The following is a 24,621-nucleotide window of genomic DNA, read 5'->3' on the forward strand; positions in this document are numbered from 1 at the left end:
CAAGTGCTCAATACGCAAAACGGCCGGTGGTTCCCTACCACCGGCCGTCTTTTTGTAGGTGATTCGCCGAATCTGGCGGAAATTACTTGAGCGGCGGGCCGATCTTGACGGTCAGCTTGCCGACCTTCTCGATTTCGCACTCCAGCGTGTCGCCGGCCACCGTGGCCGCGACCCCGGCGGGGGTACCGGTCATGATGATGTCGCCGGCGGCCAGCTCCACGATCTCCGAGAGGTTGGAGATGATTTCCGGCACGTTCCAGATGAGCTGGTTGAGGTCGCCGTCCTGACGGACCTCGCCGTTGCACTTCAGCACGATCTTGCCGCTGGTCAGATAGCCGGTCTCGCTCACCGGCTTGATCGGGCCGCAGGGCGCCGAGAAGTCGAAGGCCTTGCCGACTTCCCACGGACGCTTCAGGTCGCGCGAGGCGATCTGCAGGTCGCGGCGGGTGAGGTCGATACCGACGCAGTAGCCGTAGATCGTGTCATTGGCCTTGGCGACGGGGATGTTGCGGCCGCCGCTCTTGAGGCAGACCACGAGTTCGACTTCGTGGTGCATGTCCTTGGTCAGCGACGGATACGGCACGGTAGCGCCATCGGGCACGACTGCGTCGGCCGGCTTGGCGAAATAGAACGGCGGCAGACGCTCGTCCTGGCCCATCTCGCGGATGTGCTCGACATAGTTGCGGCCGACGCACCAGATGCGGCGGACAGGAAATTGCTTATCCGTCCCGGCGACGGCGATGGCCGCTTGCGGCGGCGGCGTAATGACGTAGCGGCTGGCGTCGGTCATGTGAAATAGGCCATTGTTTTCGTTGATGAAAAGCCCGGTGTGGATGGCCGGGCCGGTAAGGCGCGCTGTGGGTAACAGCCGGATGCAGGGCCGTCAACGGCCTCGCGGACGACGGTGGTCGCGTAGGGTAGAGCAGTAACAAAATACTCTTGTTGGTTGCAATTTACGCTGCGACACTGGTGATCGTGCAGGCTGGTTATCGACGGGTCCGTACGATGTTTACGAGTCTCCTGGCGCCGCAATTGCTCACGCTTTACGCCTTGGTCGGGTCGGCTGGTTACGTGCATTTCCGTGGTCGCGAGAAGCTGCGGCTCGGCCGCCAGATCGTCGATCACTCGACCTTCCTCGCCCCCTACAACGTGTTGATGTACGCCTTCTCCGGCGTGCCCAATAAGCCGGTATTGCCGGTCGAGACGTTTCCCGAGTTGAAGACCATCAGCGACAACTGGGAGGCGATCCGCGAGGAGGCCGTGCGGCTGTTCGACGAGGGCCGGATCCGCGCCGCCACGGCGAACAACGACTGGGGCTTCTACTCGTTCTTCCGCAGCGGCTGGAAGCGCTTCTATCTGAAATGGTACGACGACCCGCTGCCGTCGGCGCAAGCGCTCTGTCCGCGCACCGTCGCGCTGGTGCAGTCGATCCCCTCGATCAAAGGCGCGATGTTCACCGTGCTGCCGGCCGGCGCGAAGCTCGGCGGCCATCGCGATCCTTTCGCCGGATCGTTGCGCTATCACCTCGGCCTGGTGACGCCCAATTCGGAAGACTGCCGCATCTTCGTCGACGGCGTGCAGTGCTCCTATTATGACGGCCAGGGCTTCGTCTTCGACGAGACCTTCATTCACTGGGCCGAAAACAAGACCGACAAGAGCCGCATCATCTTCTTCTGCGATGTCGAGCGGCCGATGAGCAACCGCGTCATGAGCCGCGTTAATCGCTGGGTGAACAAGCACGTCGTGAAGATATCGCAGTCGCCGAACACCGAAGGCGAGAAGGTCGGCGGGCTGAACGTGGCGTTCAGCTATCTCTACGAGCTTCACCACGCCGCGCGGAAGCTGAAGGACTGGAACCGCAGGGTCTACTATGCGCTGAAATACAGCGCGATGGTCGGCGGCTTGGCGCTCATCGTCGTTTCAGCGGTGCGGTGACATAGACCGCTCATTCCCGCGAAAGCGGGAATCCAGCAGGACCTCACAGGATTGAACCCTCGTGCCGGGTCCCCGCTTTCGCGGGGACGAGCGGCAGTAAGCGCTCAGCCCGCCGACGACATGGCGATGACCTGGTCGGCCAATTCCTGGTTCTTGAACTGCAGGCGGTAGAACGAGGTGTAGCGGCCGCCGCGGCGCAACAGGTCGTAGTGCTCGCCCGCTTCGACCACCGCGCCGTTCTCGATCACGTAGATGCAGTCTGCATGCGTCACGGTGTGCAGCCGGTGCGCGATCACGATCGACGTGCGTCCTTCGGTCAGGTGCGTGATCGCGTCCTGTACCTGCCGCTCCGATTCCGAATCCAGCGCCGCCGTCGCCTCGTCGAGCAGGATGATCGACGCATTGCGGATCAAGGCACGGGCGATGGCGATGCGCTGGCGCTGACCGCCAGACAATTGCAAACCGTGCTCGCCGACCGGCGTGTCGTAGCCCTTCGGGAACGACAGGATGAAGTCGTGCGCATAGGCCGCCTTCGCCGCCGCGACGATCTCCTCGTCGGTGGCGTTCTCCTTGCCGAAGGCGATGTTGTCGCGAATGGTGCCGCGGAACAGGAACACGTTCTGCCCGACATAGGCGATGGCGCTGCGCAGCGAGCGGCGCGAGACATCGGCAATGTTCTGCCCGTCGATGGTGATCGTGCCGCTGCCGACTTCGTAGAAGCGCAGCAGCAGATTGAGCGTCGTCGACTTGCCGCCGCCGGACGGGCCGACGAGGGCGGTGACCTTGCCGGCTTCGGCGGTCAACGTCAGGCCGCGCAACACCGGCTCGTCGGGCCGGTAGGCGAATGCGACATTGGAGAACTCGATATTGGCGCGGTCGACCTTGAGCGCGGGCTTCTCGTCCTCGCGCGGCTCCGTCTCCGGCGAGTCGATGACGTCGAACAGCTGGCGCACGTTCACCAACTGGCTGTTGAGCTCGATGTTGAGCCGGGCCAGCCGCTTGGCCGGCTGGGTGGCCAGCAGGAAGGCGGTGATGAACGACACCAGCTCGCCCGGCGTGCCGCCGAGCACAATGGTACGATAGCCGCCGTAAACGAGACCGATTGAAACGGCGATCCCGCCGAGCGCCTCCATGATCGGACTGGAGCGGGTGGCAACGCGCGCGAACTTATTCGATTCGTATTCGACGGCCCGGACATTGGCGTCGAAACGCTTGTGCATCTGATCTTCGAGCGTGAACGCCTTGACGACGGAGATCCCTTGGATCGTCTCCTGCATCGTCTCGAGGATGCGCGTGCCGCCGGTGAATTGCGCCTTGGTGATGGCGCGGATCCGGCGGATCATATTGCGCAGCAACAGCATCGCCGGTGGCACGACGACGAAGATGATGAGCGTCAGCTTCGGGTCTTGCACCGCCATGACCGTGACCAGGCCGACGACCGTGAAGAAATCGCGGCCGAGCGCGGTGACGAGCTGGTTGAGAACCTGATTGGCGGCATTCGCGCCCATGCTGAGACGCGCGGCGAATTCGGACGAGTGCCGGTCCGCATAGAAGCTGATGCGCTCGCTCAAAAGCTTGTCGAAGAGCTTTCGCTGGTTCTCGGCAATGATGCTGTTGCCGATGCGCGCCAGGATCACCTGGTGGCTGTAATCGGTGATCCCCTTGACCAGGAAGATGATCATGGTGACCGCGCCGAGCCAGACGATCGTCTCGAACCGGCGATCGAGATAGGCCTCGTTGACGAAGTCGCTGATGAGGTAGGCGGGCAGCGCCGTGCAGCCCGCGGCGACGGCCATCAAGGTGAAGGCGATCGCGTATTGCGGCCAGCGCGCGAGGCCCTGCTCGAGCAGCAGCCGCCGGACCATGGCATAGGTGCTGTAGCGCTCGTCAGCGTCGGCTGAAGGCATGGGGTCTTTCATCCACCCTCGCTTGGCGGGCTACTTTGGCCACACTTGGACCATTGCCCAAGCCATAGGCATGCTGCGCCGCGGCAAGCACGCAGGTCTCCTTGCCCCCCCGCCGGGAATTTTTCAAGTCTAAAGCCGTATCAAGCCAAACCGCTCAAAATAACGGTGGATGGCCGTGCCCCGTGTCAGCTCGCGGCGCTTTCGCGCTTTCCGGGCAGGCGCTTCTCCCAGGCAAGCGCGTGCGAGACGATCGTGCTGAGATCCTGGAACTGCGGGTGCCAATCGAGCGTCTTGCGGATGCGTTCGACATTCGCGACCAGCGAGGCTGGATCGCCGGGCCGGCGGCCGCCGATCTCGACCGGGAAATCGTGGCCGCAAGCACGCCGCACCGCCTCGATGACTTCCAGCACCGAGGAGCCGCGGCCGTAACCGCAATTGAAGGTCGCGCTGGAGCCGCCCCGGCGCAGATAGCCGAGCGCTGCGGAGTGCGCCTTTGCCAGATCGCTGACATGGATGTAGTCGCGGATGCAGGTGCCGTCGGGCGTCGGGTAGTCCGTGCCGAACACGGTCATCTTCGCGCGCTTGCCGAGCGCGGTCTCGCAGGCGACCTTGATGACGTGCGTTGCGGCAGGTGTCGATTGTCCGGTGCGGCCCTTGGGGTCCGCGCCGGCGACATTGAAGTAGCGCAGCACGACGAAGCGCAGATCGTGCGCCTTCGACGTGTCGTGCAGCATGATCTCCGACATCAGCTTCGATGTGCCGTAGGGCGAGATCGGTACGGTCGGCGAATCCTCGCGCACCGGCGCGTCGGATGCGTTGCCGTAGACGGCTGCGGTGGAAGAGAAGATGAACTTGCCGACGCCGTGCTCGACGGCGGTCTGCAGCAGGTTGCAGGTGTTCATCGTGTTGTTGCGGTAATAGCCGAGCGGATCGCGCACCGAGTCGGGCACGACGATGGAGGCGGCGAAATGGATGATCGCTTCGATCTTGTGCTCGCGCAGCGTCTTGGCGACCAGCTCGCGGTCGCCGGTCGAGCCGGCCACGAAGGGCACGCTGGTCGGCAGCAGAAAGCGGAACCCTGTCGAGAGGTTGTCGAGCACGACGACCTGCTCGCCGGAGTCGACGAGTTCATGCACCATATGGCTGCCGATATAACCGGCACCGCCGGTGACCAGGATCGTCATGTTAACGCCCCCTTGCTAATGTGCGCACACTCTTAGCGGTTTCGCGCGAAAGAGTGGTTAGACTCCAGCGTTAATGTGCGCTGCTCCGCCTGCCATCGTTAATAAATCGTTATGGCGGACTTCGGGCGGTAACGATATATGTCGGTTCCGCGAGCCCTCATGTCCGACGTTCTTTTCATCAAGACATCCTCCCTCGGGGATGTGATCCATCACATGCCCGCCCTGACCGATGCCCGGCGTGCTTTGCCGACGGCTCGTTTCACCTGGCTGGTCGAGGAAGCTTACGCGCCATTGGTCAGACTCCATCCGGCGGTCGACGACGTGGTGAGCGTGGCGTGGCGGCGCTGGCGTAAATCGTGGCTTGCCGGTCCGACACTGTCCGAAATCCGCACGAACATCTGCGCGATGCGCGCCCGTCGGTACGATCTCGTTATCGACACGCAAGGTCTCGCGCGCACCGGCGTGATCGCGCGTCTCGCGCACGGACGCCGTCACGGCTACGATCGCCAGAGCATTCGCGAGCCGCTCGCCTCGATGTTTTACGACGTGCGTCATCGTGTCAGCCGCGAGCTGCACGCCGTCGACCGCAACCGCATCCTCACCGGTCTCGCGCTCGGCTACACGCCGCAGGGCGCGCCGGACTTCGGGCTCGACCGTGCGCGCTTCCGTCAGGCCGGCGCGCGTTACGCCGTATTCCTCCACGCGACGGCCCGTCCGGAGAAGCAGTGGTCGGCGGAAAACTGGATCGCGCTCGGCAAGGCGCTCGCGGGGCAAGGGCTCGACTTCGTGTTGCCCTGGGGCACGGATGAAGAGCGCGTGCGCAGTGAGCAGATCGCGGCGCGGCTCGATCGCGCGCGGGTGCCGCCGCGGGCGCCGCTCGACGATGTTGCGAAACTGATCGCGGGGGCGGATCTTGTCGTCGGCGTGGATACCGGGCTTTTGCATCTCGCCGCGGCATTCGGTGTGCCGCTGGTGGCGATCTTCCTCGGCAGCGAGCCGAAGCTGACCGCGCCGGTCGGCAGCGGACCGCTCAAAGTACTAGGCGCCTATGGCGTGCCGCCATCGGCAGAAGCGGTCGAAGAGGCCGCCATGACGATCATATCCAGAGGGTAGGGCCCCATGAAGGCGACGAGGCTTGAGGCGTTCAGCGACGGCGTGCTCGCGATCATCATCACCATCATGGTGCTGGAGCTGAAGGTCCCGCACGGGGAGGATCTCGCGGCACTGCAGCCTCTGCTACCGGCGTTCCTAAGCTACGTGCTGAGCTTCGTTTATGTCGGCATCTACTGGAACAATCATCATCACATGATGAGCATCTGCCGCCGCGTCACCGGCGGCGTGCTCTGGGCCAATCTGCATCTGTTGTTCTGGCTGTCGCTGTTGCCCTTCGCCACCGGCTGGATGGGCGAAAATCATTTCGACAAGTTGCCGACGGCAATCTACGGCGTCGTGCTGCTGATGGCGGCGATCGCGTATTCGATTCTGACCTGGACGATCATCCGTGAGGAGGGGCGGGATTCGCTGCTGCACAAGGCGGTTGGCCGCGACGTTAAAGGCACGATCTCCGCCTTGGCCTATGCGATCGCCATTCCTCTGGCGTTCTATCTTCCGTCGGTCGCCCAGGCGATCTACGTGTGCGTGGCGTTGACGTGGCTGGTGCCCGACCGCCGTATCGAGCGCGTGCTGCCGCAGAAGTGATCCGTCATCCTGAGGTGGCCGCCGTAGGCGGCCCTCGAAGGATAGCGGACATAAGCTCGCAAGCCGCCATCCTTCGAGGCTCGCTACGCTCGCACCTCGGGATGACGGCTACGCCGCGCCGGCGCGCAGCAAATCGTGCACGTGAATGATGCCGACCGGGCAGCCGTCTTCCACCGCGAACAGGGCCGTCACCTTGGTGGAGTTGAGCAGCTCCAGCGTCTCGCTGATGAGCTGATCCGGATGCACGCTCTTCGGCTTGTGCGTCATCACGTCGTCGACCTTGGCGTCCAGCAGGTCGTTGCGCATGTGCCGGCGCAAGTCGCCGTCGGTGATGATGCCGACCAGTTTGCCGGCGGCGTCGGTGATGCCGACGCAGCCGAGGCCCTTGGTGGTCATGACGATGATGGCGTTCGACATGCGCGTGCCGAGCGGCGCCAGCGGCACGGCGTCGCCCGCATGCATGAAGTCGCGCACGGTCTTGAGCAGCGCGCCGAGCTTGCCGCCCGGATGCAAGAGACCGAAGTCGACGGCGGTGAAGCCGTGGCTCTCGAGCAGCGCGATGGCGAGCGCGTCGCCGAGCGCGAGCTGCATCAGCGCCGAGGTGGTCGGCGCCAGATTGTGCGGACAGGCTTCGCGCGCTTGCGGCAGCGACAGCACGACATCGGCGTTCTTGGCCAAGGTGCTTTCCGCATTGGCCGTCATCGCGATCAGCGCGATGTTGTGGCGCCGCGAATAGTCGGTGATGTTCTTCAGTTCGGCGGTCTCGCCCGACCAGGACAGCGCGATGATCACATCATTGGCGCCGACCATGCCGAGATCGCCGTGGCCGGCTTCCGCCGGATGCACGAAGAAGGCCGGCGTGCCGGTCGAGGCGAGCGTCGACGCGATCTTGCGGCCGACATGGCCGGATTTGCCCATACCGGTGACGATCACGCGGCCCTGCGCCGAACGGATCAGTTCGACAGCCGCCGCAAACGGGGCGCCGAGACCGTTCCGTAACGCCGACGTCAACGCATCGATGCCACTGCCTTCTGCTTCCAGCGTCCGCAAAGCGGACTCGATCGCGGCATCGGCGCGTTCGTGGCTGGTGTCGGCGGGCTTCAGTTTTCCCATACCCATTACAGTTCCAATCGACTTGAGACGCTTGATAGCACGCTTGGCGCATCGCGTCAGGTTTGGCCCGCGGGCCTGTTAATTCTTCCGGCTACCTGGCTTGCGTGAGCGTTTGGCGCACGGCGGCGAGCACCGTATCGACCGCGACATCCGCGGTGCGGCGATGGCTGACCGCGTCGTTGCCTTCGAGCCGCGCGCGTTGGCGTGCGAGTTGGTCGCCCGGCGGCTCCAGGATGGCGGACACCGGGTTGAGCGGTTTCCAGTGCCACGGGCTGGTCGGCCCGAAGATCGCCACGGTCGGCGTGCCAATCGCCGCGGATACGTGCATCAGGCCGGAATCGTTGGTGACGGAGACGTCGGCGGCGGCGAGGGCGAGGATGGCATTGCGCAGATCGTTGCTGGTGAGGTCGCGCACGCGGGGACCGCCGGCCGTCGCGATCGCTTGCGCGATGGCGGTCTCGCCGGGGCCGCCCAGCACCCAGACCGAGCCGCCGTCCTCGGCGAGCGCTTTGGCCAGCGCGGCATAGTGCTCGGGCGGCCAGGCTTTGCCGGCGCCCACGGCCCCGGGGGAGAGCGTGACGATGGGCCGGGCCGCGCCGGCGAGGCCCCGGGCCGTCAGCCAGGCCTGGAGCTCGTCCGCCGGGACTTTCAGCTCCGGCAGGGGCCAGTCCGGCGGCAAAGCGGCGCCCTTCGGTAGGGCCAGCGCGCCCATCTGGTCGATCATGCGCGGCAGCTTCTTCTCGCCCTGCCGCAGGTCGTTCAGGAGGCCGATGCGGACCTCGCCCCAGAAACCGGTGCGCCGCGCAACGCCGGCCAGGAAGGGAGCCAGCGCCGCTTTCCACTTGCGCGACATCACCAGGGCCTGGCCGTAGCCGCCCTGGCGCAGCCGCCGGGCGAGGTCGAGCTGGAGCTTGAGGCCGAGCCGGCGCCGCGGCAGGTCGGCGACGATCGCGCGCCGCACGCCCGGCATGTAATCGGCCAGGGGCGCGCACAGGCTGCTGGCGACGATATCCACAGGCCGGGCGGGGTTCTGCGCTTTCAGCAGGCGCACCACCGAATGGCAGCGGACGAAATCGCCGATCCAGACGAACGGGACGATCAGGACCGGCCGCTCGGCCGTGGTTGAATTCTGGTTCATTCCTTGGAGGGGCTCGCCCGGCCGGCGCCTCTGCGGACCGGCGCCCAGCGGTTAGCCCGCGTCGGGCGGGGCTGTCCAGCCGCATTTTTTGACCATATCCAACGCCAAATGCGGCCGGCTGGCCCCGATCATTTGCGCGGGCGGACGGACTGAGGCAAAGGAGGCCGTCCTCTCAAGGGTCGGGCAGGGACTTCCATGTATTTGGTCACCGGCGGGGCCGGGTTCATCGGTTCGAACGTGGTCGCCAGCCTCAACGAGAGCGGGTCGGCCGACGTTGTTGTGAACGATCTCCTTGGCGTCGGTGATGTAAAATGGCGCAACCTCGCCAAGCATCGGATCGCCGATTTCGTGCCGCCCGCCGATCTGATGCGCTGGCTCGAAGGGCGCAAGCTCGACGCCGTCATTCATCTCGGCGCCATCTCCGATACCACCGCCACCGACGGCGATCTGGTGATGGAGAGCAATTTCAAGCTCTCGCTGCGCCTGCTCGATTGGTGCACCACGACGCGCACGCCGTTCGTCTATGCCTCGTCGGCGGCGACCTATGGCGACGGCGATCAAGGCTTCGAGGACGATTGGTCGCCCGAGGCCCTGCAGAAGCTGCGGCCGATGAACCTCTACGGCTGGAGCAAGCACCTGTTCGATAAGGTCGTGGTCGACCGTTACGTTAGGAACGACAACCTGCCGCCGCACTGGGCCGGCCTTAAATTCTTCAACGTCTACGGCCCGAACGAGTACCATAAGGGCGGCATGGCAAGCGTGCTCGCCAAGGTGTTCGACGGCGCCAAGGCCGGCCAGCCGGTCAAACTGTTCAAGTCGCACAAGGACGGCATCGCCGACGGCGACCAGCGCCGCGATTTCATCTATGTCGAAGACGCGGTGGCCGTGCTGCGCTGGCTTACCGACACGACCTCGGTCAACGGCATCTTCAACGTCGGCACCGGCAAGGCGGAAAGCTTCCGCGACATGATCACCGCGATGTTCAAGGCGCTCGGCCGCGCGCCGAACATCGAGTATGTCGATATGCCCGACTCCATTCGCGGCCAGTATCAGTATTTCACGCAGAGCTCGGTCGAGAACCTGCGCCGCGCCGGGTACAATGCGTCGTTCACGCCGCTCGAGACCGCCGTCGCGCGCTACGTCACCGGCTATCTCGATCAGAAAGACCGTTTCCGTTAAAAATGTCCCGTCAATTGTGCGTACCCCTGTCTCCGTTCGTCCCCGCGAAAGCGGCGACCCAGGGGCCATTTATGCAGACGCGAGTAATTGTGGCTCTGGATTCCCGCTTGCGCGGGAATGAACGGTGGATGGGCTAATGTACGATTTCGATAAGCATCTTTCCGACCTGGCCGACCAGACGGTGCTCTGCATCGGCGACCTGATGCTCGACGAGTTCGTCTATGGCGAAGTCTCGCGCATCTCGCCGGAAGCGCCGACTCCGGTGATCGCGTGCAAGCGCTCGGAGCTCATGGTCGGCGGCGCCGGCAATGTCGCGCGCAACCTCGTCTCACTCGGCACACGCTGCATCTTTGTCGGGGTCGTCGGCAATGACGAGGCCGGGCGCGCGCTCACCGAGGCGCTGACCGAGCATCCGTTGATCGAATTCGAGCTTGTGGTCGACGCCGCGCGCACGACCACCCGCAAGGTGCGTTTCGTCTCCGAGCACCATTCGACGCATCTGTTGCGTGCGGATTGGGAGAGCGCCGGCCCGATCGACACGGCGGCAGAGGATGCATTGATCGGTCACGCAATTGCCGCGCTGCCGCGCGCGGGCGCGGTGGTGTTGTCCGACTATGCCAAGGGCGCGCTGACGCCGCGCGTCATCCGCGCCGTGATCGATGCCGCGAACATCGCCGGCAAGCCCGTGGTGGTCGATCCCAAGGGCCGCGACTACAGCATCTATCGCGGCGCCACCATTATTACGCCGAACCGGCAGGAACTGGCGGAGGCGACCCACAGCCCGGCCAAGACCGATGACGAGATCGCGATCGCTGCGGACGAACTGCGCGACGCCCTCGAAGCCGAAGCCGTCCTGGTGACGCGCAGCGAAGACGGCATGACCCTGGTCAATGACGGCGCGCCGGTGCACATCCCTGCCTATCCGGTGCGCGTCCGCGACGTCTCCGGTGCCGGCGATACGGTGGTCGCGGTCGTCTCGGCGATGTTGGCCATGGAAGCCGATTTCGAGGCGGCGATGCGGGCAGCGAACGCAGCGGCCTCGGTGGTCGTCGGCAAGCGCGGCACTGCCACTTTGAGCGTCGCCGAACTGCGCGCGCGCATCCTGCCGGCGGCCTCGCTCGCGCCGGAAGAGAAGATCGTGTTCGACTGGGCCGATCTCGACCGGCATCTCGATCCGTGGCGCCGCAGCGGCCTGCGCATCGGCTTCACCAATGGCTGCTTCGATCTGCTCCATCCGGGCCATGTGCGCCTGTTGGCCGCTGCGCGCGCCGCCTGCGACCGCCTCGTGCTCGGCCTCAACAGCGACGCGTCGGTGACGCGCCTGAAGGGCGAGGGGCGCCCGGTGCAGCCGGCGCAGGCGCGCGCGGAGGTATTGGCCGCGCTGGAGGCGGTCGATCTGGTCGTCGTGTTCGATCAGGACACACCGCTCGATTTGATCGCGCAGGTGAAGCCGACGGTGTTGGTGAAGGGCGGCGACTACACCCGCGAGACCGTGGTCGGCCACGAACTCGTCGAGGCGCTCGGCGGCGAGGTGATCCTGGTCGACCTCGTGCCGGGGCATTCGACGACGTCGATCGTCCAGCGCTCGCGTAATTCCAATACAGTTTAGATTTGATTCGCTATTCCGGCGTCGATGGGCGGCCGAGCGTATGCCTGGGCCTTATCTGCACAGTTGTTCCGACGAAGGCACGCTGAAGGCCGCCGGCGGTAGGCCGGCACGAAGGCGGCGCATCATTTCCAGATAAGCCGCTTCGATATTGCGTGTGAATCGAGCCGTGTCGAATAGGGCCGTTGTGTCCCGATTCGCCTTAAGCTTTGTCCGCAAGTCCGCCAGCATAGCGGGATTTAGTGCAAGTTTCAGCGCTAATGCTTCGTAGTCAGCTGGCGACGTGGTCACTAATTCGGGCAGGCCGACTGCATGCAAGAGGCTCGTCGCGACACGGCCCGGAAAAGTATTGCCAATGCAAGTGAGCACAGGAAGGCCTGACCATAGGGCGTCAGCTGCCGTTGTGTGCGCGTTATAGGGCCAGGTGTCCAGAAACAGGTCTGCCATCCGTTGTCGGGCGAGATGATGGGCAATTTGTTGTACCCGGTCTGCGAAGATTAGGCGACTGGAGGAGATGCCGCGCCGCTCTGCCTCGGTTCGGAGATTGTTTGCCGCTATTCCATTGACCCCGCCCAGCCACAGAACGCTATTATCGATCGTGCGTAGGAGGCGCATCCATATGTCGAAGACGTTGGGAGTAATTTTGAAAGTATTGTTGAAACAACAAAACACAAATGCCGAGTCCGGCAAGCCGCACTCAGATCGTGTGTGAGGGTATGCTGCTATTGGCCGTTTGTTGTCGGTCGGTAAGTAGCTATCCGGCAGCCATACGACCTCCTCGCTATACGCCCCGAATTGCTGCTCGGGAATGACGGTGTGGTCGGCGAGAATATAGTCATGGCTCGGCCCGCAAGTGCCGGGGTATCCGAGATAGTTGACCAGGATTGGTGCGGGGCGACGCTTGAGTACGTGTGGCCTTGCCCCGCTCGTGAGGCCATTGAGGTCTACTGCTATATCGATTTCCAATTTATGTAACAGTTCGGCTGCTTCAGCGTCGCTTTTGTCGCGCGCATCGATGAAGTGTTCGAATGAGCGTTTTAGGCGCCTTTGCATAGGAGAGTTGGAGTTTGGTCCAAATGAGATTGCTGTAGTCTCAAATAGATTCAGATCATGATGTTCGAAGACTCCTGCAGTCAAATACGCGACTGGATGCTCATGAAAATCGGAAGATAAATAGGCGAGGCGAATACGATCGTGGCGATAACGCTCGCCATTCCAGACGGGCTTAAAGACAGGGTCGTCCGCCTGCCACGCGTGCACGCATTGCAATTGATCGTCGGACGAAGTTGCTAAGCTGGCGCAGACAAAAGGTGTGCAGGTGGTGCTTCCATTTCGTATCTGAGCGATAACTGCCGCCGCATTCTGGTCCAATTGCGACCAATCGCATACAAGCATCTTGGTGTGCAGGCGGTGACCGGCAAGACTGCGCAGTTTGGGTCTCGATCTGAAGGCGATTTCGTAGTCACGTAAGGCTTCCTCGTAGTGCTTGTTCTCACTGAGGATATCTGCCCGCACAGCAAGGGCCTCAGCGTAATCCGGCATCAAGGCGAGTGCGCGATCGCAGCATGCGAGAGCTTCAGCGCTACGCTTTAGCGCAACGAGGGTCATCGCATAGCTTGTCAAGGTTTCGTGAGCCCTTGGGGCGGCTTTCAATGCATCTTCAAAGGCGTCGAGTGCGTGGGAGAGCCGACCAAGCTTGGCGAGGGCGTTACCCTTATTGTGCAAGGCGCCGGGGTGTCCGGGCGCCATCGACAGAGCCTTATCACAGTCGATGAGGGCATCCTCGAAGCGGCGTAATTCGGTTAATGTTGCGGCTCTGTTAATTAGAATGTCGGCAGCGCCCGGATTCAGCGCAAGTGCGTGCGTGAAGTGCTCGATAGCCTCGCTCGGCCTGCCAAGCGCTTTCAAGATCGTCGCATAATTGTAGAGGCTAGCATCAGAAGGCGGCGCGAGGTTGATCACCTTGCGCAAATAGATCTCCGCCTCTTCAAACCTGCCGAGCTGACTCAGGACGACACTGTAGAGATTTAGGCCCGGAATGCTCCGAGGTTCGAGGCGCAGGAGCTTTTGAAATTGGCGTTCGGCGTCCGCCAGATTGCCAGTCTGAAGTGATACAAGACCCTGACGTAACAGGTCGCTCGCCGCCATGCTCATACCTGGAACTTGTGACTGGCCGAAAATGCCTATAGCCTGTGCTAGAATCAAGGGCCCCGTTCGACGGCTGAAGATTGAACGACGAGGCGGAGCGCAGCGTAGTTTAGTCTCTTTTAGAAATGGCTCTCAATTGAGCGTTGGTATGTTCGCTTCGCCGTTTTTAGAATGTCAAATAGCTATTTTCTCCGGATCACCTTCGCCGGCGGCGGCTGCCAGCCTTGCGTCTCCTCATAGCGCTTGGCGTAGCGATAGAACGTGCCCTCGAAATTGCCGAAGGCGATGACGAAGCCGGCCCAGCCGTCGAGGAAGCCGCGCTTGAAGATGTAGTGCTTGATGAACGACCATAGGCCGTGCCCGAAGGCGCTGGCCATCGTCACGCGCTTGCCCTCGAGCTTGGGCACCCCGAGCGAGGAATAGCGGTTCATCTTCTTGATGACCTCTTCCAGATTGCGGAAGGGGAATTGCCAGACGGCGTTTTTCAGAACGCCGAGCGGTTTGCCGGAGAGGTTCTCGTAGCCCTCGTGCACCGGCTCGAGCGTGTAGCGCATGGCGCCCTTCTTGAAGAGCTGCGGCTGGCGGAAGTTCGGATACCAGCCCGAGCCCTTGATCCAGCGGCCCATCATGTAGCTGCGGCGCGGCACCAGATAGACGTCGTGCGCCGCATGGCCATTGATGAGCGCAAGGATTTCGTCGCGAACCTCCTCGGTGCAGCGCTCGTCCGAATCCAGGCTGAAGATCCATTCGTGCGTACAGGCCTCCAGCGCCTTGTTGCGCAGGTCGCCGAAGCCCTTGAACTCGACCTGCACCACGCGCGCGCCGAGCGCGGTGGCGAGTTCGGCCGTGCGGTCGGTGCTGAAGGAATCGACCACCACCACCTCGTCGGCCCACAGCACGGTGGACACGGCGGCCTCGATCTTTTCGGCTTCGTTGTAGCTGAGGATGTAGGCGGTGATCTTTGGCATCGGCGTCGGGGGGCGTGAGGAGAGGCGTTTTGCGGCGGCACCATACCCCGCGTGCCGCGCGCGCCCTAGGGGTTTGTCCGCTTCGGCGACTTCGGCTAAGCCTCTTTCCCGACTGAAGAAAGCAGGGGCCCGTGGCCGAGCTGATTTCCGTGATCGTCACCACCTACAACCGCGAGGACGCGCTCGCGGCGGTGCTGCGCTCGCTCGCGCGGCAGACCGATCCGGATTTCGAGGTGCTGGTCGCCGACGACGGCTCCGGGCCGGCGACTGCGGCGCTGGTCGAGGCCTGGAAAGCCAAGGCCGGCCACCGCGTCGAACATGTCTGGCACGAGGACAAAGGCTTCCGCGCCGCCGAGATCCGCAACCGCGCCATCCTGGCCGCGCGTGGCCGCTACTGCGTGTTTCTCGACGGCGATTGCATCGTTCGGCCCGATTTCATCGCTACCCATCGCCAACTCGCCGAACGCGGCTGGTTCGTCACCGGCAACCGGGTGCTGCTGTCGCCGGCGCTCACCGAAAAGGTGCTGCGTGCGGACGACGCGCCGGAGGGCTGGCCGCTTGGCCGCTGGCTCGCCGAGCGCTTCCGCGGCGGCGTCAACCGGCTGTCGGCACTGTTTCATTTGCCCCTCGGGCCGTTGCGCCGCCTGCGGCGCAACGCATGGCGGGGGGCGCGTTCGTGCAACATGGGCATCTGGCGCGCCGACCTCGACAAGATCGACGGCTTCGATGCCGACTACAGCGGCTGGGGCAAAGAGGACTCGGACCTGATCGTGCGCCTCCTGCATGCCGGGGTGCAACGGAAGGACGGCACCTTCGCAACGGGCGTCATCCATCTCTGGCACAAGGAGGCCGATCGCGACCGGCTTTCCGTCAACGAGCAGAAGCTCTCCGACATCATCTCGAGCGATGACGTGCGCGCCAAGCGCGGCCTGTCGGCGTTGGTGCCGGCAAAGCGGATGGTGGAGTAGGCGATGGCGAGCGTGTCCCTGTCCCGCCGGTTCGAACCGGCCAAGCTGATGCGGCTGGCCGACGGCCTCGCGGTCGCGACGGCGATTTCCGTGCCGTGGTCGACCTCCGCCACGCTGATCCTGATGGCACTGTGGCTGATCGCGCTGATCCCCACGCTGAGCTGGGCGGAGGTGCGGCGCGAATTGCTCACGCCGGCCGGCGGCCTGCCGGTGCTGCTGGTCGTGCTCGGTGTCGCGGGCATGTTGTGGGCCGACGTGTCGCTCCACGAGCGCTGGAAGGGGCTCGACTCCTTCCTCAAGCTGCTCGTCATCCCGCTGTTGTTCATTCAGTTCCGCCGCAGCGACAATGCGGAGCGCGTGCTCGGCGGCTTCGCCTTGTCCTGTGTGGTGCTGCTCGTCGCTTCATACGTGATGGTGCTGTGGCCGCATCCGGTGCGGCTGTTCTCGAACGACTTCGGCGTGCCGGTGAAGAGCGGACCGAGCCAGAGCGGCGAATTCGTCACCTGCATCTTCGGCTTCACGTACCTTGCTTATGATGCCGTCGTGCGTCGGCAATGGCGGTGGATGTTCGCGCTCGCATTCGTCATGCTGGCGATGCTCGCCAACATTCTATTCGTGGCGACGAGCCGCACGGCGCTCCTCATCATTTTCGTGTTGCTGGCGCTGTTCGCGCTGAAGCAATTGCGGTGGCGCGACACGCTCATCCTGTTCGCGGCCACGGCCGCGCTGCTGGTCGTCGCCTGGTTCTCCTCGCCTTACCTGCGCGAGCGCACGACGCAGGCCTGGACCGATTACCAGAGCTACGTCGCGAGCGACGCGCGCAACTCGTCCGGCGAGCGGATCGAGTTCGCCAAACGCTCGATCGCGTTCATCAAGGAGGCGCCGTTCATCGGCCACGGCACCGGCACGATCCCGTCGCTGTTCGCCAAGGCGACGGCGGGGCAGGACGGCGCCATGGGGTCGATGACGACCAACCCGCACAATCAGACCTTCGCGGTGGCCATTCAGCTCGGCTTGCTTGGCGCCCTGGTGCTGTGGGCGATGTGGCTGGCGCATCTGTGGCTGTTCCGCAGCGGTGGTTTGATCGAATGGATCGGACTCGTGCTGGTGGTGCAGAACATCGTCGGCTCGCTACTCAACTCGCATCTGTTCGATTTCCTGCAGGGGTGGATCTACGTGATCGGCGTCGGGGTCGCGGGCGGCGCGGCCTTGAAACGTCGCGCGGCGGACACGCAACGGACGCCATGACCGGCCGCATCGAGATCGGCGAGCGGCCGCGCATTCTGGTCATCGCGTTGCGCCGCCTGGGCGACGTGCTGCTGACGACGCCGCTGATCCGCAGCCTGCGGCGGGCCTGGCCGCAGGCGCGGATCGAGGCCTTGGTCTTCGCCGACACCGCGGGAATTCTCGCCGGCAACCCGGATGTCGACGCCGTGCTGACGATGCCGTCGCGGCCGTCCGTCCCGCAAAGTCTGGCCCTCGGGGCCCGGTTGCTCCGCCGCTACGACCTTGCCATATCGACGCAGAGCGGGGACCGTCCGACTGGCTTTGCCGTAGCCGCCGGGCGCGCGACGCTGGCGCCGGTCGAGCAGCGCCTCTCGGGGATCCTCAAGCGTGCCCTCCTGACGCGCAGCGTGCCGGTCCAGCGCGGCCTGCACCGGGTCGAGGAGATGCTGCGGCTGGCCGATGCGCTCGGCATCGCGCGGGTGGCCGAACTGGTGCCGCCCAAGCCCGAACCGTTCGAGGGGGCGCCGGCGGGGGGCTATGCGGTGATCCATGCCGCACCGATGTTCCGCTACAAGCAGTGGACCAAAGAGGGCTGGCGAGCGCTGGCCGGCAAGCTCGCGGCGGACGGTCTGACGGTCGTCGCCACCGGCGGCCCGGCCGAAGACGAGCGGCGCTATCTGGACGATCTCTGGGCCGGAGCGCCGGTCACCCGGTTCGACGGCCGGCTCTCATGGGCGCAACTCACGGGCCTGCTCGCGGGCGCGAAGGTATTCATCGGTCCCGACACTTCGGTGACGCATCTTGCCGCGGCGACTGGGTGCCCGACCGTGGCCCTCTTTGGGCCGACCGATCCGCGCCTGTGGGCGCCGTGGCCGGCCGGCGGGCTCGAAAGCCCCTTCGAAGCGGCCGGAACGATCCAGCAGCGCGGCAACGTGTTCCTGGTGCAGCACGCGTTCCCGTGCACGCCCTGCCAGCTCGAAGGCTGCGAGCGGCGGCTCACGAGCTACAGCGCGTGTTTGGATGCGCTGGGCGTGGAGCGGGTGGCCGAGGCGGTTATGAGGGCGCTGATTGCGCGGCGATGAGGGCTAGGTTTTCGCGCGCTCGAAACGCAGCAGCGTCAGGCCGACCAGAACGCAGCCCAAGATGATCGCGCCGACGTGCAGCGCAAGCGACGTATTCACCAAGGTTGCCGCGGCCAGCAAAGCCAGCGCGACGTTGAGCCAGAATACGCGGCTTACGATCGCCATGACGGTCATGCCGCCGTCGAGCGCGTGCTGATAGAAATGGTCGCGGTGCGCCTGCGTGAGTTGGGCCCCCGTCGCGGCGCGGCGGGCGAGTGTGATGGTCGCGTCCGCCGCGTAGTAAAGCGGCAAGAGGATCGCCGCGGCGAGATGGTCCTGCGCGAGAAGGATCAGCAGCCAGGCGAGCAAGAGGCCGATAGGCAGGCTACCGACATCGCCCAGAAACAGCCTGGCGACGGGCATGTTGAAGGGCGCAAAGCCGAGCATGGCACCGCACAGCGCCAGCGCGACGAGCGTTGCCGCTGCCGGTAGTGCGCCGAAGAAGCCGAAGAGCGCGAGCGCCATGGCGACCGGCACGACCTCGGCGACGGTCATCCAGTCGATGCCATCCATGAAATTGGTGAGATTGACGAGCCAAAGGCTGCCCACGAACAGCGCGGCGCGTTCCAGCCACCACGGCAATGCGGGAACGATGTGCAGGTCGGCAGGCAGGGCATACAGCATGGCGAGCACCGCCGCCGACTGGATGATGAGCCGCGACAGCGGCGTGAGAGGACGAATGTCGTCTGCCGCGCCGGTGACGGCGAGCACGATGGTTGCGATGCAGATGACGACCAGCGAAGGGTCCGGCGCTCCCGGCGCCACGAGGGTAAAGATGCTTGTCGCCAGGACGACCGATGCGATCACCGCGATGCCGCCGCCTTGTGGCGTGGGCACCTTGTGTGAGGAGCGCGCGTTAGGGCGGGCGAGGGCGTAGCGAACCAGGATAGGACGGAGAGCGACGATAAGTGCTGCGGACATCGCCGCGCCGACGACGGAAACCAATGCAAGTTGGGGGTAAGTGAGGATCATCGTCTGGCACGTGTCGTAATCGGTATAAGCCTAAAATAGGTATTCAATGCTGCTTCGACTTTTCGGGTTTGTCCGCCAAATGCAACCCGATACCTTCGCGGCGGTTTGACCTTGATTGGTCGAGCGGGTCTATGATGCTTTTGCGACATTGGGTGAGAAAGCGACGGTCCGGCGACGCGGCCCCCGGAGGGTTAGTGGCGACCAAATCCGCCTTAACATCTCTCAGAAATCGCAAAACGCCGCCAAATACAACTCGGCACGCGGTATCGCGTGTGCTAATAGCGCTTGCCGGGCGGGGCAGACACGGGAGCCTAATTTTAAGGCACCACGGGGCGCTTATACTCCGCCATGCCAATAGTGTCGAAGACTAAGGGGCTATGTTGATGACGCACGCCGCTACGTTCCTGCAGGAAGTATCCCAGATTGCCGACCAGCTTGTGCCCGACGAAATTGAGGCACTGTGCAACGAACTGGTGCAATTGCGGGAACAGGAAGGGCGCCTGTTTATCCTTGGCGTCGGCGGTAGCGCGGGAAACTGCGGTCACGCCGTTAATGACTTTCGTAAATTGTGCGGCATCGAAGCCTATGCGCCGACGGACAACGTCTCCGAATTGACTGCGCGCACAAACGATGAAGGCTGGCCGACCGTTTTCTCCGAATGGCTCAAAGTCAGTCGTGCCAACGCCAAAGATGCGGTTCTCATTTTCTCGGTCGGTGGCGGCAATCTGGAAAAAAATGTCAGCCCCAACATTGTCAGCGCCATCCAGGAGGCGAAGGCGCGTGGACTTAAAGTTTTGGGGATCGTCGGACGCGACGGCGGTTATACAAAGAAGGCCGGGGACGTCGTCGTCGTTATTCCGACCGTCGCAGAGTCGCGCGTGACACCGCACGCTGAAGCCTTTCAGGGCGTCGTCTGGCATTGCCTCGTATCGCATCCGAAGCTGCAGAAGATGGCTACTAAATGGTGAGGCGGGCTGTCTTCCTAGACCGCGACGGCGTGATCAATGCCAACGTCGAGCGCGACGGCAGGCCTGTCGCGCCGCGGCGGATGGAGGATTTTCGTCTGCTGCCTGGCGTCACTGAGGCGGTACAGCGTCTGAAGGACGCCGGATTTCTGATTGTTGTCGTTACGAACCAGCCCGATGTGCGGACCGGGCACATCAGTGCGGAAACGATAAAGGCAATGCATGCGGAACTCCGCAACCAAATGCCGCTAGATGACATTAAAGCATGCTTCCATGTTGATGCTGACAATTGCCTTTGCCGGAAGCCGCGGCCTGGGATGATCCTCGATGCCGCGCGGGAATTCGATATCGACCTTCCCAAGAGTTATGTCGTCGGGGACCGCTGGCGCGACATCGAATCGGGAAGAAATGCCGGGTGTTTGACGATTCTCGTCGATTGCGGCTATGAGCAGGACGGTCCATTGCGCCCCACCGCGACCGTGCGATCGCTTGTGGAGGCCGCTGCCGTGATCATTGATGGCAGGTCAGATAACCAAGCTGCTGAAGGAATAGGGACATGAACGCGCCGAGCGTCGAGCAACTGAAGATCAAGATCTATGCGGATGGGGCCGATCTCAAGGCCATGCGCACGGCCGCTTCAAATCCCCTGATCAAGGGTTTCACGACGAACCCAACGCTGATGCGTCAAGCGGGCATCAACGACTACAAGGCATTTGCACTCGAGGTTCTTAAGGCCATTCCCGATCGGCCGATCTCGTTTGAGGTCTTTGCCGACGATTTTCCGACCATGGAAGATCAAGCTCGTGAGATCGCGTCTTGGGGCGACAACGTTTATGTCAAGATTCCCGTGAGCAATACAAAAGGTGAATTCGCTGGTCCGCTTCTAGCCACGCTCGCGCATGCGGGAATTAAACTCAATGTCACTGCCATCATGACGTTGGATCAGGTTTCGCGTGTCGGCGCTGCGTTGTCCGCCGATGTCCCAGCGGTCGTGTCGGTGTTCGCCGGCCGTATCGCGGACACCGGTCGGGATCCAGTTCCGCATATGGCGGAGTCGCTTCATCGGCTCGCGGGCCTGCCAAAGGCAGAGCTTTTGTGGGCGAGTCCCCGCGAGGTTCTGAACATCTTCCAGGCGGATCAAATTGGATGTCACATTATTACAGTGACGGGCGATCACCTGAAGAAGTTGTCGCTAGTCGCTAAAGATCTCGACGAGTATTCGAGAGAGACCGTAACGATGTTCCACAATGATGCGGTCTCGGCGGGGTTCAATATTCCGCTTGCGGCCAAACGCGCAGCCTCATAATAAATGCTCAACTGCTGAGAGATCGTGGCAGGGCGCCTCGATGGGGGTGGTCGCCGAGCAGCGTTTCTGGGGGATCAAGGTCGTATGGCTTCCAAATTCAAGAACGTTCTCGTCACCGGCGGTGCGGGTTATGTCGGTCACGTGTTGACGCCGCGCCTGCTTGCGGCGGGTTATAATGTCACCGTCTATGACTCTCTTTTCTTTGGTTGCCGCCTGCCAAACGACCCCAAGCTGCGCGTCATCAAAGGAGATATTCGCGATACGGCGAAGATCGCCGAAGCGATGAAAGGGCAGGACGCGGTCCTGCACCTCGCTTGCATCTCCAACGACGCGAGCTTCGAACTTGATGAGAATTTGTCGAAGACCATCAACTTCGATTGCTTTGAGTCGATCGTCGTGGCGGCGAAGAGCGCAGGCGTGAATCGCTTCGTTTATTGCTCATCTAGCTCGGTTTACGGCGTCAGCGACTCGCCGAACGTTACCGAAGATCATCCGCTCGTTCCGCTCACGCTGTACAACAAGTTCAAGGGCATGTGCGAGCCGGTGCTGTGGCAGCACAAGGCTGACAACTTCACCTGCGTTACCATTCGCCCGGCGACGGTCTGCGGCTATAGTCCGCGCACGCGTCTCGATCTCTCGGTCAATATTCTGACCAATCACGCCATCAACAAGGGTGTGATCACGGTGTTTGGTGGCACGCAAATGCGTCCGAACCTGCATGTTGAGGATATGGTCGACGCCTATCAGCTCATGCTCGAGGCTCCGCACGAGAAGATTCAAGGCGAAACCTTCAACATCGGCTTTCAGAATCACTCGATTGCCAACATCGCGCAGATCGTGAAAAAGGTCGTCGAAGAGACCTTCCCGGAGAAGGGCGAGATCGGCATCGTCACCACGCCGTCGGACGATAATCGCTCGTATCACGTCAATTCGGATAAAATTAAGCGCGTGCTGGGCTTCACGGCCAAGCGTACGATCGAGGATGCTGTTCGCGATCTGTGCCGCGCCTTCAAGAACTACATGCTGCCGAATAGCTTCGATGAGGACTGGTATTACAACGTCCGCACGATGAAGAAGATTGGCGCGAAGTAAGAAGATTGGCTGAAAAATGACCGCGCGCAAGACCGCGATTGTCACCGGTGGTGCCGGATTCATCGGGAGCCACATGGTCGATCTGCTGATCGACGAGGGCTACGAAGTCCGCGTCATCGATAGCTTGGTCGGTGGTCGCGAGGCGAATATCGCGCACCACAAGGACAATCCGCGCTTCACCTTCCGCGCGTCCGATATCCGCGAGTATCAGCCCGGCGACTCGCTGTTCGACGGCGTTGACTATGTCATTCACTTTGCCGGCATCGGCGACATCGTGCCCTCGATCGAACGGCCGATGGAATACATGTCGGCGAACGTGCAGGGCACCGTGCATATGCTCGAGTGCGCTAGGCGTGCGGGCGTAAAAAAGTTCGTCTACGCGGCTTCATCATCTTGCTACGGGTTGGCGCAGACGCCGACGCGCGAGGATCACCCGATCGATCCGCAGTATCCCTATGCGCTGTCGAAGTACCAGGGCGAACAGGCTGCGTTCCACTGGCAGCGTGTCTACAATCTGCCGGTCAATGCGATCCGCATCTTCAACGCATACGGCACGCGCTCGCGTACTTCAGGCGCCTATGGCGCGGTGTTCGGTGTGTTTCTCAAACAGAAGCTTGCCGGCAAGCCGTTCACCGTCGTTGGGGATGGCTCCCAGCGGCGTGATTTCCTTTACGTTACCGATGTTGCCCGGGCCTTCTACGCGGCCGCGATCACGGACAAGGTCGGCGAGATCTGGAATCTTGGTGCGGGTGACCCGCAGTCGGTCAATAAGCTGGTCTCGCTTTTGGGCGGACCGGTGGTGCACATTCCCAAGCGTCCGGGAGAGCCGGACGTCACTTTTGCCGATATTTCCAAGATTACGAACGATCTCGGTTGGAAGCAGCAGGTGAGCTTCGAAGAGGGCGTTGGCAGGATCGTTGCGGAGATCGATTACTGGCGCGATGCGCCGCTTTGGGATCCGGATTCTATAGCTAAGGCTACTGCCGGTTGGTTTGAAGCGTTGTCGCCGCGGGGCTGAGCCATGATGGACGAAGCGAGCAAAAAGATCGTAAGCCACAAGGTCAAGTCGGCAGCCGAAATTGCCGCTGCGATCGGCGCGCCGCCGCGTCAAAAGAAGGTCATCATGTGCCATGGGACCTTTGACATCGTACACCCTGGGCACGTCCGTCATCTGCTCTACGCAAAGAGCAAGGGCGACATCCTGATCGCAAGCTTGACTGCCGACGCGCACATCGTGAAGGCCAACTTTCGGCCGTTTGTACCGCAGGAGCTGCGGGCATTTAATCTTGCTGCGCTCGAAATGGTCGACTACGTCGTCATTGACAGTAATCCGACGCCGCTGAAGAACATCAGCGTTATCAAGCCCGACTATTTCGCCAAAGGCTATGAGTACACCAAGGGTGGTCTACATCCGCGGACAGCCGAGGAGAAGCAGGCCGTCGAGGCTTACGGCGGCGAGATCATCTTCACGCCGGGCGATATCGTATACTCCTCGTCCAACATCATCGAGCTCGAGCCGCCAGCGATTGCAACCGAGAAGTTGATGGCACTCCTGGAGGCCGAAGGGCTTACCTTTGACGACCTGCGCAGTGCCGTGGACAAGCTTAAGGGACTACGCGTGCACGTAGTCGGCGACACGATCGTCGACAGCTACACGCATACGACGCTGATCGGCGGTATGACCAAGACGCCGACGATGAGCGTGAGGTTCGAGAACAAGCACGATTTCGTCGGTGGTGCCGGTATTGTTGCCAAGCACCTCAAGGCTGCTGGTGCGGAGGTCGTGTTTTCGACGGTCCTCGGCAACGACAATCTCGCCGATTTCGCGCTGAAGGACCTGGAGGCGGCCGGGGTAGAGTGTATCCCGATCGTTGATCAAACGCGGCCGACGACTAACAAGAACGCCATCATTGCCGGCGGCTACAACCTCTTAAAAGTTGATACGCTCGACAACCGTTCGATTTCCGAGCGTATCCTTAAGGCTCTCTGCAGTCAGGTCGCGGATACGCCGGCGGATATCGTTGTGTTTAGCGATTTCCGTCATGGGATGTTCAATCGTGAGACCATTCCGCCGCTAATCAAGGCTTTGCCAGC

22 protein-coding genes are annotated in these 24,621 nt (G+C 62.7%); 14 read left to right on the forward strand and 8 right to left on the reverse strand.

The genetic code is table 11. From position 1 onward, the window contains the following. Positions 1 to 82 precede the first annotated feature (82 nt). Positions 83 to 790 (reverse strand): fumarylacetoacetate hydrolase family protein, encoded by a 708-nt coding sequence (locus DW352_RS26450; RefSeq protein ID WP_115694138.1) that lies wholly within the window; start codon positions 788 to 790, stop codon positions 83 to 85. Positions 791 to 1,005: 215 nt separating this feature from the next. Here DW352_RS26450 and DW352_RS26455 point away from each other — a divergent pair, with 215 nt between their 5' ends. After that, positions 1,006 to 1,935 (forward strand): aspartyl/asparaginyl beta-hydroxylase domain-containing protein, encoded by a 930-nt coding sequence (locus DW352_RS26455; RefSeq protein ID WP_115694139.1) that lies wholly within the window; start codon positions 1,006 to 1,008, stop codon positions 1,933 to 1,935. Between the two features lie 104 nt (positions 1,936 to 2,039). Here the strand turns inward: DW352_RS26455 and DW352_RS26460 are convergent, their stop codons facing one another. After that, a complete protein-coding gene (locus DW352_RS26460; protein ID WP_115694140.1) occupies positions 2,040 to 3,842 on the reverse strand; it encodes an ABC transporter ATP-binding protein in 1,803 nt (600 codons plus the stop codon). Positions 3,843 to 4,027: 185 nt separating this feature from the next. Beyond that, positions 4,028 to 5,026, reverse strand: a complete 999-nt coding sequence (gene galE, locus DW352_RS26465) for a UDP-glucose 4-epimerase GalE (protein WP_115694141.1) — start codon at positions 5,024 to 5,026, stop codon at positions 4,028 to 4,030. Between the two features lie 159 nt (positions 5,027 to 5,185). Here galE and waaC point away from each other — a divergent pair, with 159 nt between their 5' ends. Together waaC and DW352_RS26475 are read left to right on the forward strand one after the other, a co-directional pair. Then, a complete protein-coding gene (waaC, locus tag DW352_RS26470; RefSeq protein WP_115694142.1) occupies positions 5,186 to 6,139 on the forward strand; it encodes a lipopolysaccharide heptosyltransferase I in 954 nt (317 codons plus the stop codon). A gap of 6 nt (positions 6,140 to 6,145) precedes the next feature. Further along, a complete protein-coding gene (locus tag DW352_RS26475; protein ID WP_115694143.1) occupies positions 6,146 to 6,724 on the forward strand; it encodes a TMEM175 family protein in 579 nt (192 codons plus the stop codon). A gap of 108 nt (positions 6,725 to 6,832) precedes the next feature. On the opposite strand, the gene DW352_RS26480 is transcribed toward DW352_RS26475, so the two are convergent. Further along, positions 6,833 to 7,843: a KpsF/GutQ family sugar-phosphate isomerase gene (locus tag DW352_RS26480; RefSeq protein ID WP_115694144.1), complete on the reverse strand. Its 1,011-nt coding sequence runs from the start codon at positions 7,841 to 7,843 to the stop codon at positions 6,833 to 6,835. A gap of 85 nt (positions 7,844 to 7,928) precedes the next feature. Further along, on the reverse strand, positions 7,929 to 8,975 hold the full coding sequence (gene waaF, locus DW352_RS26485) for a lipopolysaccharide heptosyltransferase II (protein ID WP_115694145.1): 1,047 nt from the start codon (positions 8,973 to 8,975) through the stop codon (positions 7,929 to 7,931). A 195-nt stretch (positions 8,976 to 9,170) separates the two neighbouring features. On the opposite strand from waaF, the gene rfaD reads away from it, so the two are divergent. Beyond that, positions 9,171 to 10,154 carry an ADP-glyceromanno-heptose 6-epimerase gene (gene rfaD / locus DW352_RS26490; RefSeq protein WP_115694146.1) on the forward strand — a complete coding sequence of 328 codons (984 nt, stop codon included), beginning with the start codon at positions 9,171 to 9,173 and terminating at the stop codon, positions 10,152 to 10,154. A 136-nt stretch (positions 10,155 to 10,290) separates the two neighbouring features. Then, complete coding sequence (gene rfaE1 / locus DW352_RS26495) at positions 10,291 to 11,763, forward strand: D-glycero-beta-D-manno-heptose-7-phosphate kinase (RefSeq protein ID WP_115694147.1); 1,473 nt, start codon at positions 10,291 to 10,293, stop codon at positions 11,761 to 11,763. 51 nt (positions 11,764 to 11,814) lie between these two features. Here the strand turns inward: rfaE1 and DW352_RS26500 are convergent, their stop codons facing one another. Continuing rightward, the gene (locus DW352_RS26500) at positions 11,815 to 13,908 is read right to left on the reverse strand and encodes an O-linked N-acetylglucosamine transferase family protein (RefSeq protein ID WP_162827217.1); all 2,094 of its coding nucleotides are present in this window, start codon (positions 13,906 to 13,908) and stop codon (positions 11,815 to 11,817) included. Between the two features lie 182 nt (positions 13,909 to 14,090). Next, on the reverse strand, positions 14,091 to 14,876 hold the full coding sequence (locus tag DW352_RS26505) for a glycosyltransferase family 2 protein (RefSeq protein WP_115694149.1): 786 nt from the start codon (positions 14,874 to 14,876) through the stop codon (positions 14,091 to 14,093). A gap of 131 nt (positions 14,877 to 15,007) precedes the next feature. On the opposite strand from DW352_RS26505, the gene DW352_RS26510 reads away from it, so the two are divergent. The 3 genes from DW352_RS26510 to DW352_RS26520 are packed head-to-tail and all read left to right on the forward strand — an operon-like array spanning position 15,008 to position 18,153. Then, the gene (locus tag DW352_RS26510; protein WP_115694150.1) at positions 15,008 to 15,844 is read left to right on the forward strand and encodes a glycosyltransferase family 2 protein; all 837 of its coding nucleotides are present in this window, start codon (positions 15,008 to 15,010) and stop codon (positions 15,842 to 15,844) included. A 3-nt stretch (positions 15,845 to 15,847) separates the two neighbouring features. Further along, positions 15,848 to 17,092, forward strand: coding sequence for an O-antigen ligase family protein (locus tag DW352_RS26515; protein WP_115694151.1), 1,245 nt, complete (start codon positions 15,848 to 15,850; stop codon positions 17,090 to 17,092). Continuing rightward, positions 17,089 to 18,153, forward strand: a complete 1,065-nt coding sequence (locus DW352_RS26520; RefSeq protein WP_162827218.1) for a glycosyltransferase family 9 protein — start codon at positions 17,089 to 17,091, stop codon at positions 18,151 to 18,153. Before DW352_RS26515 ends, DW352_RS26520 begins: the two co-directional genes overlap by 4 nt. A gap of 3 nt (positions 18,154 to 18,156) precedes the next feature. Here DW352_RS26520 and DW352_RS26525 read toward each other — a convergent pair whose 3' ends face one another. Beyond that, positions 18,157 to 19,113, reverse strand: a complete 957-nt coding sequence (locus DW352_RS26525; RefSeq protein ID WP_245434260.1) for an MraY family glycosyltransferase — start codon at positions 19,111 to 19,113, stop codon at positions 18,157 to 18,159. Positions 19,114 to 19,547: 434 nt separating this feature from the next. On the opposite strand from DW352_RS26525, the gene DW352_RS26530 reads away from it, so the two are divergent. The 6 genes from DW352_RS26530 to DW352_RS26555 form a co-directional block, all read left to right on the forward strand. Continuing rightward, on the forward strand, positions 19,548 to 20,132 hold the full coding sequence (locus DW352_RS26530; protein WP_115694618.1) for an SIS domain-containing protein: 585 nt from the start codon (positions 19,548 to 19,550) through the stop codon (positions 20,130 to 20,132). A 29-nt stretch (positions 20,133 to 20,161) separates the two neighbouring features. After that, positions 20,162 to 20,689 carry a D-glycero-alpha-D-manno-heptose-1,7-bisphosphate 7-phosphatase gene (locus DW352_RS26535; RefSeq protein ID WP_210209901.1) on the forward strand — a complete coding sequence of 176 codons (528 nt, stop codon included), beginning with the start codon at positions 20,162 to 20,164 and terminating at the stop codon, positions 20,687 to 20,689. Continuing rightward, a complete protein-coding gene (locus tag DW352_RS26540) occupies positions 20,686 to 21,435 on the forward strand; it encodes a transaldolase (RefSeq protein ID WP_115694155.1) in 750 nt (249 codons plus the stop codon). Before DW352_RS26535 ends, DW352_RS26540 begins: the two co-directional genes overlap by 4 nt. A gap of 24 nt (positions 21,436 to 21,459) precedes the next feature. Beyond that, entirely contained in the window at positions 21,460 to 22,527 is a 1,068-nt protein-coding gene (locus tag DW352_RS26545; RefSeq protein ID WP_245434261.1) for an NAD-dependent epimerase/dehydratase family protein, read from the forward strand. 16 nt (positions 22,528 to 22,543) lie between these two features. Then, positions 22,544 to 23,545 (forward strand): SDR family NAD(P)-dependent oxidoreductase, encoded by a 1,002-nt coding sequence (locus DW352_RS26550; protein WP_115694157.1) that lies wholly within the window; start codon positions 22,544 to 22,546, stop codon positions 23,543 to 23,545. A 3-nt stretch (positions 23,546 to 23,548) separates the two neighbouring features. Beyond that, positions 23,549 to 24,621, forward strand: a 1,073-nt coding sequence (locus tag DW352_RS26555; RefSeq protein ID WP_115694158.1) for a PfkB family carbohydrate kinase, incomplete at its 3' end; no start/stop codon positions are given.

It is taken from the genome of Pseudolabrys taiwanensis (assembly GCF_003367395.1).
GTDB classification, from domain to species: Bacteria; Pseudomonadota; Alphaproteobacteria; order Rhizobiales; family Xanthobacteraceae; genus Pseudolabrys; species Pseudolabrys taiwanensis.

What these genes read in the sequence shown, in the direction of transcription:
- DW352_RS26450 (WP_115694138.1), bottom strand. Translation starts at nt 790, where the DNA reads ATGACCGACGCCAGCCGCTACGTCATTACGCCGCCGCCGCAAGCGGCC.
- DW352_RS26455 (WP_115694139.1), top strand. Translation starts at nt 1,006, where the DNA reads ATGTTTACGAGTCTCCTGGCGCCGCAATTGCTCACGCTTTACGCCTTG.
- DW352_RS26460 (WP_115694140.1), bottom strand. Translation starts at nt 3,842, where the DNA reads ATGCCTTCAGCCGACGCTGACGAGCGCTACAGCACCTATGCCATGGTC.
- galE (WP_115694141.1), bottom strand. Translation starts at nt 5,026, where the DNA reads ATGACGATCCTGGTCACCGGCGGTGCCGGTTATATCGGCAGCCATATG.
- waaC (WP_115694142.1), top strand. Translation starts at nt 5,186, where the DNA reads ATGTCCGACGTTCTTTTCATCAAGACATCCTCCCTCGGGGATGTGATC.
- DW352_RS26475 (WP_115694143.1), top strand. Translation starts at nt 6,146, where the DNA reads ATGAAGGCGACGAGGCTTGAGGCGTTCAGCGACGGCGTGCTCGCGATC.
- DW352_RS26480 (WP_115694144.1), bottom strand. Translation starts at nt 7,843, where the DNA reads ATGGGTATGGGAAAACTGAAGCCCGCCGACACCAGCCACGAACGCGCC.
- waaF (WP_115694145.1), bottom strand. Translation starts at nt 8,975, where the DNA reads ATGAACCAGAATTCAACCACGGCCGAGCGGCCGGTCCTGATCGTCCCG.
- rfaD (WP_115694146.1), top strand. Translation starts at nt 9,171, where the DNA reads ATGTATTTGGTCACCGGCGGGGCCGGGTTCATCGGTTCGAACGTGGTC.
- rfaE1 (WP_115694147.1), top strand. Translation starts at nt 10,291, where the DNA reads ATGTACGATTTCGATAAGCATCTTTCCGACCTGGCCGACCAGACGGTG.
- DW352_RS26500 (WP_162827217.1), bottom strand. Translation starts at nt 13,908, where the DNA reads ATGGCGGCGAGCGACCTGTTACGTCAGGGTCTTGTATCACTTCAGACT.
- DW352_RS26505 (WP_115694149.1), bottom strand. Translation starts at nt 14,876, where the DNA reads ATGCCAAAGATCACCGCCTACATCCTCAGCTACAACGAAGCCGAAAAG.
- DW352_RS26515 (WP_115694151.1), top strand. Translation starts at nt 15,848, where the DNA reads ATGGCGAGCGTGTCCCTGTCCCGCCGGTTCGAACCGGCCAAGCTGATG.
- DW352_RS26520 (WP_162827218.1), top strand. Translation starts at nt 17,089, where the DNA reads ATGACCGGCCGCATCGAGATCGGCGAGCGGCCGCGCATTCTGGTCATC.
- DW352_RS26525 (WP_245434260.1), bottom strand. Translation starts at nt 19,113, where the DNA reads ATGTCCGCAGCACTTATCGTCGCTCTCCGTCCTATCCTGGTTCGCTAC.
- DW352_RS26530 (WP_115694618.1), top strand. Translation starts at nt 19,548, where the DNA reads ATGACGCACGCCGCTACGTTCCTGCAGGAAGTATCCCAGATTGCCGAC.
- DW352_RS26540 (WP_115694155.1), top strand. Translation starts at nt 20,686, where the DNA reads ATGAACGCGCCGAGCGTCGAGCAACTGAAGATCAAGATCTATGCGGAT.
- DW352_RS26550 (WP_115694157.1), top strand. Translation starts at nt 22,544, where the DNA reads ATGACCGCGCGCAAGACCGCGATTGTCACCGGTGGTGCCGGATTCATC.